Source organism: Chthoniobacter sp., from assembly GCF_040003245.1.
Lineage (GTDB): Bacteria > Verrucomicrobiota > Verrucomicrobiia > Chthoniobacterales > Chthoniobacteraceae > Chthoniobacter.
Genome location: NZ_JBDUCX010000192.1, coordinates 1 through 13,296, shown reverse-complemented (window position 1 = coordinate 13,296; position 13,296 = coordinate 1). Strand labels below are relative to the sequence as shown.

Below are 13,296 nucleotides of genomic sequence, written 5' to 3'. Positions count from 1 at the left end.
CTCGCCAAGACGCAGGCCGCGCTGGTCCAGCGCGGGCGCGCGGACCAGGCAGCGAATGTGCAGAAGGAGCGCGACCAGCTTCGCGAGTCGTGGTTGCAGCCACCGGTCGTGATTACGACGGCGCTCCCCCACGTCACGATTCCGGCCGCGACTCCGGCGAAAATCGCACTGAAGCAAATCGTCGCGAAGCTCGTGGAACTCAATGCCAACGTGACGGTGAAGCTCGGCAAAAGCGAGACGGTGGTGCTTAAGTCGGAAACGGAAGTGGGCGACGAGAAATTCACCATCACTCGAGTCGAGTTTCGCGCGCGCAAGCTCGACGAAACCCCGCTCGTCACCGCCGACTACGACATCCTCGATTCCTTGAGCGACGTGCCGGAGCTCGTCCTCGCGGGCGTGGCGGTGAAGGACTCGGTGATGGAAAAGCTTCGCCCCTTTCGCGCGTTGCGGAGTCTCGCGCTGAATGGCGCGAAGCCTTCGCCCGCCGGCTATGCCGTCCTGCCCACGTTGCCGGAATTGCGCGAACTGCAACTGAACGACTCCGACACGAATGACGAGGCGATGAAAACGGTCATGCAATGCCACAAGCTCCAGCGCTTGCACCTCGCCAGTCTGCCGATTACCGACGCCGCCCTCGCGGACATCGGCAAGCTCAATGCGCTCGAGGAACTGCAATTGAGCGGACCCAATAAACTCGAATCCCCGGGCTTTGCGCACTTTGGGGAGTGCCGCGCGCTGAAGCGCATTTATTTGAGCGGTTTCTTCGTCCTTTCGGGCATGGTGGAGCACCTCGGACATTGCAAAAACCTGGAGACCCTCTCGCTGCCGGGCACCGGGTTGAAAGACGCCGATGTCGTGCCGCTCGGCACCTTGGCAAAACTCAAGGCACTCGACTTGAACGGATCCAAAGTCACCGGCACCGCCTTTGCCACCTGGCCGCAGCGCCCGGAGATCACTTCGCTGAATCTGAGCAATGCCGGGGGCGTGAATGACACCATCTGCAAGTCCATCGAACACACTTTTCCCAAGCTGCAGAGTCTCACGGTGAAGCTCGCGGCTGCCGGCTTCAGTCCGGAGGGGGCCGCGGGGCTGGCGCGCCTGCGCGACCTGCGCGACCTGCGCCTGGAAGGCGATGGCATCAATGATGACGTCGTCGCGGAACTGGCGCACTGCGACTTGCTTACCAACCTGTCCATCACCGACGCCCAAGTCACCGACGCCGGCGCAGCTTCGCTCGTCCGCCTCAAGAATCTCACCGACCTCAGCCTCGATCTTCCACCGATCACCGACGCCGCGCTGAAGTCCTTTGCCCGCTCCAAGTCGCTGAAGACGATCCATATTGGCAAGGACGCCGTGCCGGAGACAGAATTCAAGTTCTTGAAAAGCGCTCCCAACGTGACCGCGATCCGGCCGGAGGGATAGCGTTTTGACGGTCAGGTTTCGCCGGGGTTCCTACGTCCGCCGCGGGGAGCGCCTGCGAAATTTATTTGAACTGAGTTGCGCGACGGTTCGTACTCGCGCTGCGAAGCCGATCTTACATTGTTATGAAAACTATCTTCGTCCTGCTCATTCTCGGCATACTCTTCGGTATCACCGCATGCAGCTCCGAGCCGTCCACCAATCCGAATCCCCGGCGCACTTTCGACGCGCAATCGGGCAACTTCGAGGGGCCTTCGCCGCTGCCCGGCAATAACGGCTCCGGCAGCCGCTACTAAGCGGGAAGGGTGCGTGCGTTCCTCGGGTCGGCAGGGCATTCTCCCCGGCCGGTTTCGTATTATCACGGCGGTTCTGTCTCGCCAGTGTGACGGGAAGTTGGTTTATACGGGCCGAGTTCCATGCCGGAGGAAAACGAACCCGCACAGTCACCGCCGCCGGAGCAGTCCACTCTGCTCGGCAATGTCGCGCCGGATGAGATGCTGGCGCGCGGCATGCAGTCGGTGAGGATGACCAGCGGCGCCACTGGAACGTGGCAGCCGCCAGCCATGGAGGAATGCGCCCGGCTTTTCCCGGGCTACGAAGTGCTCCGGTTGCTGGGCCGCGGCGGAATGGGCGCGGTTTACCAGGCGCGGCAGATCGAACTCGACCGCCTTGTCGCCATCAAGCTCCTGCCGCTTGAGATCAGCGTGGACAAGGACTTTGCCGACCGCTTTCGCCGCGAGGCTCGCGCCATGGCCAAGCTCAACCATCCGAACATCATCGCGGTCTACGATTTCGGCACCACCCAAGAAGGCCATCTCTTCTTCGTCATGGAATTCGTCGAGGGGGCGAATCTCTACGACATCATCCACCAAGTCGGCCTCGATGGCGACCAGTCGCTTTCCATCGTGGAGCAAGTCTGCACCGCGCTCGCCTATGCGCATGGCAAGGGCATCGTCCACCGTGACATCAAGCCGGCCAATGTGATGATCGACACCGAGAGCCACGTGAAGGTCGCCGATTTCGGTCTCGCGCGGCTCACCGACCCGGGCGCCATGGATCTCGGCCACACCATGACCGGCACCGTGATGGGCACGCCCGACTACATGGCCCCGGAGCAGATGAAAGGCATGAACGTCGATCACCGCGCCGACATCTACAGCGTGGGCGTGATGCTCTACGAAATGCTCTGCCGCGAAGTGCCCAAGGGCATCTTCGACCCGCCCTCGCACCGCACTCCTTGCGACGCCCGCATTGACCAGATCGTCATCCGTTCCTTGCAGCAGGCCCCCGACCGCCGCTACCAGAGCACGACGGAGATGAAGTCCGACATCCTCGCCGCGCGCCATCCGGTGGTGGTGCCCAACGTGGAGCCAGCCGCGCCCGTGTCCGCCTCGCCCGCGAAACCGTCGCCTCCCGGGGCGCCGAAGAAACCCGCCCCGCCGAAAGCCCCCGGCGCTGCTGCTCCGAAAAAGCCTTCCCCGCCCTCCCCGGCGAAACCGGTCGTCATGCAGGCAATCCCGCTGCCCGGAGCGAAGAAATCCAAGCTGCCGCTCTATGCCGGCCTCGGAGTGGTTGTCGTGGTCATCGCGGCTGCGGCCTTCTTTCTCCTCAAGCCGAAGGAAGAAAAGCTGACCCAAGCACAAATCTACGCCCGCGAGCATTCGAACGAAACCAAAGACGCCGGGCCTTCGGCTGTTGCCGAGCATTGGCAGGATTTGCTGGGCGACCCGGCGAAGCTGAGACTGAGCGACGGCGCGGAACGAATGCCGGAAGGGTTGCGTCTCTCCACCGATGGCGGGAAGGCGCGGGTCGTCGCTGGATCGAAGTTGCCACGCGACGCGGCGCTGCGCCTCCGGACAACTTTTGGCGACGGGCGACCTTTCTTGCACGGTCGGGTGGATAATCGCATGGGATATTATGATTTGGGTGCGACGGTGGATGGAAACACGATCAGGCTTGGCCTTTTTCAACAGAGTTCGCAGAACAAAATTAACTTGCGTGATTTTCCGCTGCCAAAGCCGCTTCGGCGGGGGCAGGAATACAACCTCGAACTGCGCATAGTCGGACAGAGTCTCACCGCGAAGCTCAATGACGAGATTGTCGGCACGTTCGTGGACGCAACTCTCTCGCAGGGCGAGTTTGAGGTGGTGGGTGCCGATCGCATAATGCCGTCGGTGCTCGTCAAGTCCCTCGAGTTCCTCGACCTCGACACACCCGCAAACGCCTCTTCTTCCCTTGCTCCTACGAAACCTTCCCCCGCATCTGCCGCTGCCGCTCCCGCTCCGCACCTCTCACCCTCCAGCGAGCCGTGGGTGGACGCGATGAAAAACGCCAACCTTCTCAAGGTCGCGGTGAAGGAAGGCCCCGCGTTGCGTATGACCGAGGCGTGCAAGGGGCTCTACATCGACCTTACTCCTGTGAGCAAAGACGGAGCGGTGCGAATGCTCTTCACGGTTGACCCGACCGGTATCGGCCTGTGCTCCGTCAATGTGCGCCAGGACTCGCCTTCTTTCTACCATCTGCACATCGAGCACAGTCTCGAGCACATCGGCTTGGGAGTGGTCGAAAACGGGACCAGCCGCACGCTGAAGTCTCTGCGATTGCCCGTGGAGACGCAGCGTGCTCCCGGCCAGCCCAACGAACTGGAACTGCGCGCCGTCGGCGCCGTGCTCGTCGCGAAGGTCAATGGCGTCGAGGTCGTGCGCTTCGAGGACAAGACACTCCCGCAAGGCCACCTCGGTATCCGGCTCGTTCCCGGCGCGCTGCTCTACGCGGTGCAAACGCTCGATTTGTCGAAGAGTTCCGCTCCGCCGTCATCTAGCACCTCTTCCCCTGTGGCTCCCAAAACCGGCAAGGAAATCAATCTCCTTTCTCTTGTGGATCTGAAACGCGATGTCGTCCAGGGAACGTGGAGCGTCACCCCGGCGGGTCTGTCGCTCGACTCCAATGACAAATTTGGCATCTGCGAGCTGCCCTACGAACCGCCGAAAGAATACGATTTCGAAGCGGAGTTCACGCCGACTTCCGGCGGCAACAATGTGAATCTGCACCTCGCTGCCGGTGGCGCGAGTTTCATCTGGAAGCTCAATGCGCATGCCCGCCTGCCGTCGATCTACGGCATCGATCTGCTTGACGGAAAGTTCATGAATGCTCGGACTGAGGGCGTGGTTACCACTCCCCTGCAACTCGAGGCCGGAAAGCGCTACACGACTCGCGCCGAAGTCCGGACGGGTGGCCTTCGGGCGCTGGTCAATGGCAACGAGATGCTCACGTGGTCGGGCGATTTTAGCCGCCTGAGTACCGAGCCGAGCGGTCGATTGCGGAATGAGCGGGCTCTGGGCGTCGGCGCCTATGGACGGAAGGTCGTTTTCCATCGGCTGGAAGTGCTGGAGGTGACCGGTCACGGAAAGCTCACCGCGACCGCGGCTCCTTCCGGAGGGTCCGCGGCGTCGGCGCCCGCATCGTCCACGCCGCCCCTCACGAGACCCTCGCCGACCTTGTTAGCTCCCGGTAGCGAGGCTGGCTTCCGCCCGCTCTTCGATAGCAAGACACTGGCGGGTTGGAGTGGCTATGACGGCGTCGCGCCATCTGCTGCCTGGAAGGCGCAGGACGGAGCCGTAACGGTCACTGGCGAGCGCTCGTGGCTCGTGACGAAGGACGTCTTTGGCGACTTCGAGCTGCGGCTGGAATGGAAGGTCGGGCCCAATGGCAATGGGGGCATTTTCTTCCACATGTCCGGAGGAGAGGGCGGTCGGCCGTTAACGGCGCCGGAGTTCCAGCTTTGCGCCCGTGACGTGTCGGACGCCTACAAGACGGGCACGCTCTACAATGTGTTGCACGCGCCAGAGGATGCCTCGCTGCCCACTGGCGAGTGGAACACCGCCCGCCTCGTGGTGCAAGGCGGGCGCTGCGAGCATTGGGTCAACGACAGGCTGGTGCTCAGCTACGACCTAAAGAGCGAGGAATGGAAGAAGCAGTGGCAGGCCAGCAAGTTTGCCAACGACCCGCGCTTTGCCCAAGCGGCGCAGGGTTGGATCGCCCTCCAGGGCTGGACCGGTGAAATCGCCTACCGCAATATCCGCATCTGCCCGTTGCCTGCGGCCTCGGCGGAAACCAGGCCGCAATCTGTGTTGACCGGTCAACCTGTCGATCTCCTTGCTCTCGTGCAACTCCCGCGCGACATCCTGGCTGGCCAGTGGACTCGGGCGGCCAATGGCTTGAGTGTCGCCAGCGCAGTCGCGGGGCCTGCCGGAACGCCACGGATCGAGATTCCTTTTGATCCGCCTGATGAGTATGACTTGGATTTCGAGTTCACGACCGACGGCCCCGGGGCCGGAATCGGACCGGCATTACCCACGGCCTTCGGCTCGTGCAGCTTCATGCTAGGCTACTCGGGCGGATACTACGGTTTCGAGCAGTTCGACGGGCGCCGGGTCTCCGATCAGACGACCATCGCCGCCGGCCTCGCCACGAAGCTCGACAACCTGATCGACGGCGGGAAGCGTCATCATTGCCACGTAGAGGTCCGGCGCGACTCGCTGCGTGCCCTGCTTGATGAACGCGAGATCACCAAATGGTCCGGCAATCTGCGACTTGTTCAGTCCGGGCCACAGGAAATCATGCGCACTCGCTCGCGACCTGGTCTATTTGCCTTCGGACATGCGGTTACGTTTCACTCCGTCGTCATCCGTGCGGCGACCGGTGGTACGCCACCCTAAGCAACTGCGTCACGGCCCAGTCAGGAGGGAGAAGCTCCGGATGGTGTCGTTGCCTTCGTCCCAAGTGAGATAGAGCTCGTAGCCAGGATGAGTGGCGGTCGCTTCGTTACGCTCCCGGTCGATCTTGTACCCTTGCTTGAGCAGCGTGGGCTCGATATCCGCGAGATGCGTGCCATTTTTGATCTCGAGGCCATCGACGACGATGACGCCCCCGTAGGTGGATTGTTGTCCCATCGTTTTGTTCATGCCGCAGACGTAGGACCGGCTCTCTCGCTGGGCTTCCGTCTCGCCCGGTCGCTCCGCGAAGGTGGGCAGGCGAAACTGGAAGCCGGCACAGAAGAGCTCCCCTTCATATTCGCGCAGCACCAAGCCCAGGGGGAGCCATTGGTATTCGAACTTGTTGGCTTTGATCTTGTCCGTCCGGTCGCAGGGCCCGAGTAACGCGGTGGTCGCTTTCAGGGAAATGCTCATGTGGTTTCGGGCCTTTTCCTTCACGACGGACGAGATCGCGTGGCCATCGATCTTGAGCACCCCGCCCTGGACGGTGACGTTGTGGGTATCCGCGGCAGGACTCGTGATGCCGAGAGCGGCCAGCAGGACGAACGGAAATGTCAGGAGGCGTGGGCTCATGGGATCGAAACCAGGCACTCCTGGATATTTCACTTCGCCGCGGCAGCGGGAGCTGGAACCGGAGCTGGAGCTGGGGCTGGAGCGGGAGGCGGAATGGTGACGGGAAGTGGAACTGGGGCCGGCTTGTCCATCACGTCGGCGAGGCGTACCCAGTTGGTATCACCCACGCGGCAGACGAGCGTTTCGCCGGTGACGTAGCGTGGGCCGGTCGTGACCGCGCGGAGCGAGCGCAACATGTCCAGCGACACCGGGCCGCGAGTTTCGTCGCCCACCCGGTAGAGATAGAGTGGCTGTTTGCTCTGCAACTCCGTGGCGTCGGCCGAGCGTGCGGCGGCGTCAGCCTGCCGGCCGGCCTCAATGGCGATACGGGCGATCAATTGAATGACCTCGGCTACTCCGAGATAGAGGATCCCCGAGAAGATCAGGCCGCCCACGATGGGCAGGGCGACGAGGCTGCTGCCGCTGGTGGACTTGAATTGCATGGCCGCCCCCACGGCGACAGCGACCGCGGCGAGCAGCGTGAGACCGCCGATGATATTGAAAATGAACGCGAGCGGGGGAGTGGAGGGGATCGGGCGTTGGGGGGTGCTCATCAGGGCGGGGGGAGGGATGGGGAAATTATTTCGAGGTGGCGGCGAGGGTGCGGAAGATGGCCGCTTCGGGTCGATTCTGTTGTTGGGCGAGGGTGGCCAGTTCGCGGAAGGTCTCCTTCGTCAGGCCGGTGCCGTCGGGGTGATTGGAGAGGATCTTTTCCACGAGCGCAAGACTGTCGCGTGCGAAGGTATCGTCGGTCTTGAGGACGAGCGCACGGCGGTAAGCCCGGGTGGCGGCCGGAAACTGCAAGTCGGCCGTGAGGGCATCACCCTCCCGGCGCGCGTATTCGGCATTCTCGGGTGCGAGGTCGGTGGCGAAGGCAAACTTTTCCACTGCTTCGCGGGTCTGCCCGTGGGTGAGGAAGTTTTGCGCCTGTTCCGCCAGGGCGGGGGCGGCGGCGCGCAGGCGAAACAGGGTCTGCGAAGCCGTGCTTCGTTCGCGGAAGAGCTGGACGGCGAAGACCAGAAGCACGGCCAGCACGGCGACGAGGCCGCCGACCAGATAGCGCTGGCGCTTGAACATCAGGAGCGTCTGTTTCACTTTACCGGCGTTTTCCGCGGTGGTGGCAAAGCCCGCCTGGTAAGCTTGAATGTCTGCCTGAAAGTCGCGCACCGTCTGGTAGCGATCGGCCGCATTGTTGGCCATGGCCTTTTGCGCCACGGCGGAGAGGGGTTCCGGGACCTTGCCGTGCGGCAGATGGGGCAGCCGTTGATTGCCGGTGGTGGCGGTCCGCGCCGGCTGAAAATCGCCGACGGCCACTTTGCTCAGGATGGCTTGCGGATCTGGGCCCTCGATCGGCGGACGCAGGGTGAGCAGATGGTGCAAGATCGCGCCGAGCGCGTAGACATCGGTGCGCACGTCCAGCGCGTCGTGTTGGCCGTAGGCCTGCTCGGGGGCCATGTATTGCGGGGTGCCGAGCACATTGCCGCTTTGCTTTTCCGCGGCGTGCAATTCCTCGCGGACGCCGGTGCGGATGATGGAGTGACCCTCGTAGCTCGCGGTCTGGTTGGCCTTGGGGTCCAGCACCTTGGCTAGTCCCCAGTCCATGAGGAGCACCTCGCCGAAATCGCCCAGCATGAAGTTCTCGGGCTTCAGGTCGCGGTGGATGACACCCTTGCTGTGGGCGAAGGCGACCGCGTCGCAGACCTTTTGGAAGATGGTGAGAAGCTGGGCGAGGGGATACTTCTTGAGCGCCTCGGGCTGGCGGAGGAAGAGATCGTCCAGGACGTGGCGCAACGTGGTGCCGCGCACGTACTTCATGGTGTAGAAGACCTGCTCCTTGTCATCGACGCCCAGTTCGTGGACCGGCACGATGTTCGGGTGCTCGAGCTGGCCGGTGATCTTGGCTTCGGCGATGAAGCGCACCACGTCGTCCGACGCTTCGCTATTGAGCATCACCTTCATGGCGACATTGCGCTCGATGGTGACCTCGCGGGCATTGAGCACCGCGCCCATGCCGCCCTGGGCGATGACGTTGCCGATTTCGTATTTCTTCTCGCGGAGGAATTCGGGAGGCAGCAGCTTGCGCAGGGCGTCGCGACGCGAACCCAAGGAGAGCGAGGTGTCCACCGACGTGGGCATCTGGCGGATTTCGAGCGTCACACTGGGGCCCAGCATGATGCGCTCCTCGGGGCGCAGGACGGTGACCGCGCCGATGCGCTCGCCATTAATGAAAGTGCCGTTGGAACTGCCGAGATCCTCGATGAGGCACTCGCGTTCCCGGATGGTGAGCCGCGCGTGGGCCCGCGAAATGAGCGGTGTCTCGATCCGGATATCGGCCTCCACGCCCCGCCCGATCACATAATCTCCCGGGAAAAATGAGCGGACCTCGGTATCGGCGTCCTGGCGCAGAATGGTGAGGTGGGCTTCGGGTAGGCTCATGAATTAAACTACGTAGAACCGCGATGCAGCGTGGCGGAGGGCGCGGACAGGGTCAAGCGCCATAGGAGATAGGCGACGCAGGGGACTCATGGGAAGGGATATTCGACGATTCCCTGGCAAAATTGGCGGACCGCATTTTATCGCTTCGCGGCGCGCCAGTTCGGGCTACGTTTTCCGCATGTCCGCCGACTCGTTTGTCCATCTCCACTGCCATACCGAATACTCGACGCTCGATGGCGCGGTACGGATCAAGCAGGCGATGAAAAAGGCGAAGGAATACGGGATGCCGGCGCTGGCCATCACAGACCACGGCAACCTGTTTGGGGCGATTGAATTTTACCAGGAAGGGCAGAGCGCGGGCATCAACCCGATCATCGGTTGCGAAGTGTACGTCGCCCCGGATTCGCATACCAAGAAATCGGCGACCACCCAGCGCGAATCGGCCTACCACTTGACCCTGCTCGCGCAGAATGACGAGGGCTACCGGAACCTCGTGAAGCTCGTCTCCATCGCCCACCTCGATGGCATGTACTACAAGCCGCGCATCGACAAGGAATTGCTCGCGCAATACGCGAAGGGGCTGATCGGGCTGAGCGGCTGTCTCAAGGGCGAAATCAATTCCGCGATCATCGAGGACAATTTGCCCAAGGCGAAGGAGTTGGGGGCGGCGTATCGCGACATCCTCGGCGCGGAGAATTTCTACATCGAGCTGCACAACCACGGCATCGAGCAGCAGATCAAGTGCAACCGGGTGCTGCCCAAGCTGGCTCAGGATCTCGGGCTCGGCCTGGTCGCGGCCAATGACGTCCATTTTCTGAACAAGACCGACCACGCGGCGCACGATGCGCTGATCTGCATCGGCACCGGCTCGAACATCGCCGATGAGCGCCGCCTGCACTACGTGCAGGAGGTTTATTTCAAGTCTCCGGCGGAGATGCGCACGCTTTTCGCCGAGGTGCCCGAGGCCTGCGACAACACGCTCACCATCGCCGAGCGCTGCCAGATCAAGATCGATACCTCGCCCAAGTATCCCAATTACACGCCGCCCGCGGGCCAGGAGCAGAACCAGTATCTGCGCGAGATCACCGAGGCCGGCCTGCACAAGCGCTATGGGGCGGAGGCGGATTCGGCGCAGGTGCGCGAGCGCTTCAAACTCGAGATCAGCGTGCTCGAGAAGCAAGGCTTCACGAACTACTTCCTCATCGTCTGGGATTTCATCCACTGGGCGAAACAGCACGGGATTCCCGTGGGACCGGGGCGCGGCTCGGCGGCCGGCTCGATGATCGCCTACGCGATGGGCATCACGGACATTGACCCGATCAAGTTCAAGCTGCTCTTCGAGCGCTTCCTGAATCCCGAGCGCGTCAGCCCGCCGGATATCGACGTGGACTTCTGCGTCAACCGGCGCGGTGAGGTGATCGAATACGTGCGGCAGAAGTACGGCGAGCGTGCCGTCTCGCAGATCATCACCTTCGGCACCCTCGGTGCGAAGTCCGTGGTCCGCGATGTGGCTCGGGTGCAAGGATGGGGCTACAGCGATGCGGATCGCGTGGCGAAGATGATCCCGAACGAACTGGGCATCACGCTCGCGGGCTTCGACAAGAAGAACAAGGAGACGGGCGAGAAGGAGCATGTCGCCGGCGCGATCGATAAAAATCCGGAATTAAAAAAAGCGGTGGATACCGAGCCCGCGACCGCGCAGTTGTGGGACATCGCGACGAAGCTGGAAGGGCTCACGCGCGGCGTCGGCGTGCACGCCGCGGGCGTGGTCATCGGCGACCGTGATCTGTCCGATTACATCCCGCTCACCCGGGCGAACGACGGCTCGATCGTCTCCCAGTATGCGATGGGGCCGCTGGGCGACGTGGGCATGTTGAAATGCGACTTTCTGGGTTTGAAGACGCTCACGGTGATCACCGATGCCGTCGTGCTCATCCATCGGCACACCCCGGATTTCGATATCGACCGCATCACGCTCGAGGACCAGGCGACCTTCGATCTGCTCAACAAGGGCGAGACGATCGCGATCTTCCAATTGGAGTCCGGCGGCATGACCGGCTGGGCGCGGCAATTCGACATCCGGCACATTGAGGATTTGAACGCGTTGATCGCCCTCTATCGCCCGGGCCCGATGGACCTGATTCCCGATTACGTGAAGCGCAAGAAGGGCCTGGCAAAGGTCAAGGCGCCGCACAAGCTGCTCGATGGCGTGACGAAGGAAACCTACGGCGTGCTCATCTACCAGGAGCAGGTTATGCAAGCGGCTCAGGTCATGGCCGGCTACACGCTCGGCGGCGCCGACCTGTTGCGCCGCGCCATGGGCAAGAAGGACAAGGAAAAGATGGCCAAGGAGCGCATCAAGTTTTGCGAAGGCTGCGCGGCCCTCCACGGCGTCAAGGAGTCGACGGCGAACGAGGTCTTCGACACGCTGGAGAAGTTCGCGGGCTACGGTTTCAACCGGTCGCATTCCGCAGCTTATGCGTGGATCAGCTACCAGACGGCGTTTTTGAAGGCGAACTACCCGGTCGAGTTCATGGCCGCGGTCATGAGCAACGAAGTTTCCAACACCGACAAGATCAGCATCTTCGTGGGCGAGTGCGAACGGATGGGCATCACGATCCTGCCGCCGGATGTGAACAAGAGCGGCCTGAAATTCACGCCCGAGGAAGTGCGCATCGAAGGCGTCGCCGCGGCGCAGGCGGCGCGACGGAAATCGGTGACGGCAGCGGCCATTCACGCCGTCGCGGAAACGGTGGAGGAAGACGGCGTGCGTTTCGAAGATTTGCCGAGTGCCCCGGCGACCAACGGGGCGCCCGCAGTGGAGGAGGTGGTGTCCGCCCCCGGCGAGAAGATCCATGTCGGCTCGATCCGCTATGGGCTGGCGGCGATCAAGAACGTGGGTGAAACGGCCGTGGCCGCCGCGATCGCCGAGCGGGACGGCAAGGGCCCGTTTCAATCGCTGGAGGATTTCTGCGGGCGGATCGACTTACGGAAGCTGAACAAGAAGGCGCTCGAATGCCTCGTGAAATGCGGAGCCTTCGACTGGACCAACGTCGAGCGTGCCCAGCTTTCCTCGGAGATCGATGGCGCTCTCGCCGCGGCCTCGAGCGCACATCGCGACCGGGCCGTGGGGCAGTTTTCCATGTTCGACGATTTTGCCGCCGCGGCTCCTGCCTCAAAGAGCGGCAAATCCGGCGGCCCCAAGGTGGCGCCGTGGAGTTCCACCGAGAAACTGGGCTTTGAAAAAGAACTGCTCGGCTTCTACGTCACCGGCCATCCGCTCGATGATTACCGCGCGGCGCTGGCGAAATTCGTACCGATCGCCAAGCTCGGTGAAGAGGAGGACAAGAGCACCGTAACCATCGCCGGGGCGCTCACCTCGGTGGAAAAGAAGTTCACCAAGAAGGATAATAAACCGTTCGCGGTGGTCGTCCTCGAAGACATGACCGGTTCCCTGGAAGTGATGATTTGGAATGAGACCTTCACCAAGAGCCAGGCGAACCTGGTGCAGGGGAGCGTGGTCTCCATCACTGGCCGGCTCGATCAGCGCGAAGAATCCCCGCGCTTGGTGGCGAATGAAGTGAAACCGGTGAAGAAGCCTGCGCCCTCGGAGAAACCGGTGGTGCTTTCCTTCGAGCGCGGCCGGGCGACGGAAAGCGACCTGATCACCGTGCGCGAAGTCGTCCAACGCTTCCCGGGCGCCCGCCGCCTGGAATTGCGCTTCGTCGACGTCGATGGCCGCGCCGTCCGCCTGCTGGCCGGCAGCGAGTTCAAGATCGCCTTGAACGATACCGCCGCGAAAGAGCTCTCGCCCTGGTTGAAGAGCTGAGGAAAGGGGGGCGGTGATCACAGGTGTAGGGCGCGTGTCCTCACGCGCGGGGGGGAAATCCGGATTGGAGTTACATCCTGGCGCGTGGGGACACGCGCCCTACACCCCACGCGCAACCTTCAGTGGCCCCATTTTGATGCGCAGGGTGAAATTTTCCGCAATGGAGCCAACAGAGCCAATGGAGCAACGCACTTTTTCCGCCGGGTCATGCGACACTACTGCGCA

At 62.6% G+C, this 13,296-nt stretch carries 7 protein-coding genes; 4 read left to right on the top strand and 3 right to left on the bottom strand.

The genetic code is table 11. The features are described 5' to 3' along the window. From ABJF10_RS22410 to ABJF10_RS22400, 3 genes are all read left to right on the top strand, one after another. The coding region (locus tag ABJF10_RS22410; RefSeq protein ID WP_348546843.1) for a hypothetical protein at window positions 1-1,422 on the top strand (1,422 nt) is incomplete at its 5' end. A gap of 122 nt (window positions 1,423-1,544) precedes the next feature. Then, window positions 1,545-1,715, top strand: a complete 171-nt coding sequence (locus ABJF10_RS22405) for a hypothetical protein (protein WP_348546842.1) — start codon at window positions 1,545-1,547, stop codon at window positions 1,713-1,715. A 120-nt stretch (window positions 1,716-1,835) separates the two neighbouring features. Then, window positions 1,836-6,137: a family 16 glycoside hydrolase gene (locus tag ABJF10_RS22400; protein ID WP_348546841.1), complete on the top strand. Its 4,302-nt coding sequence runs from the start codon at window positions 1,836-1,838 to the stop codon at window positions 6,135-6,137. Between the two features lie 9 nt (window positions 6,138-6,146). Here ABJF10_RS22400 and ABJF10_RS22395 read toward each other — a convergent pair whose 3' ends face one another. From ABJF10_RS22395 to ABJF10_RS22385, 3 genes are read right to left on the bottom strand one after another with little or no spacing between them, the layout of a single operon-like run. Further along, window positions 6,147-6,767 (bottom strand): hypothetical protein, encoded by a 621-nt coding sequence (locus tag ABJF10_RS22395; protein WP_348546840.1) that lies wholly within the window; start codon window positions 6,765-6,767, stop codon window positions 6,147-6,149. Between the two features lie 29 nt (window positions 6,768-6,796). Continuing rightward, the gene (locus ABJF10_RS22390) at window positions 6,797-7,360 is read right to left on the bottom strand and encodes a DUF4339 domain-containing protein (protein ID WP_348546839.1); all 564 of its coding nucleotides are present in this window, start codon (window positions 7,358-7,360) and stop codon (window positions 6,797-6,799) included. A gap of 25 nt (window positions 7,361-7,385) precedes the next feature. Further along, window positions 7,386-9,242: an FHA domain-containing serine/threonine-protein kinase gene (locus tag ABJF10_RS22385; RefSeq protein WP_348546838.1), complete on the bottom strand. Its 1,857-nt coding sequence runs from the start codon at window positions 9,240-9,242 to the stop codon at window positions 7,386-7,388. 178 nt (window positions 9,243-9,420) lie between these two features. Here ABJF10_RS22385 and dnaE point away from each other — a divergent pair, with 178 nt between their 5' ends. Next, the gene (dnaE, locus tag ABJF10_RS22380; RefSeq protein WP_348546837.1) at window positions 9,421-13,071 is read left to right on the top strand and encodes a DNA polymerase III subunit alpha; all 3,651 of its coding nucleotides are present in this window, start codon (window positions 9,421-9,423) and stop codon (window positions 13,069-13,071) included. Window positions 13,072-13,296: the final 225 nt, after the last annotated feature.

Bases quoted from the DNA above. Each gene is read 5' to 3' on its own strand.
- ABJF10_RS22395 (WP_348546840.1), bottom strand. From the start codon at position 6,767: ATGAGCCCACGCCTCCTGACATTTCCGTTCGTCCTGCTGGCCGCTCTC.
- dnaE (WP_348546837.1), top strand. From the start codon at position 9,421: ATGTCCGCCGACTCGTTTGTCCATCTCCACTGCCATACCGAATACTCG.
- ABJF10_RS22405 (WP_348546842.1), top strand. From the start codon at position 1,545: ATGAAAACTATCTTCGTCCTGCTCATTCTCGGCATACTCTTCGGTATC.
- ABJF10_RS22390 (WP_348546839.1), bottom strand. From the start codon at position 7,360: ATGAGCACCCCCCAACGCCCGATCCCCTCCACTCCCCCGCTCGCGTTC.
- ABJF10_RS22400 (WP_348546841.1), top strand. From the start codon at position 1,836: ATGCCGGAGGAAAACGAACCCGCACAGTCACCGCCGCCGGAGCAGTCC.
- ABJF10_RS22385 (WP_348546838.1), bottom strand. From the start codon at position 9,242: ATGAGCCTACCCGAAGCCCACCTCACCATTCTGCGCCAGGACGCCGAT.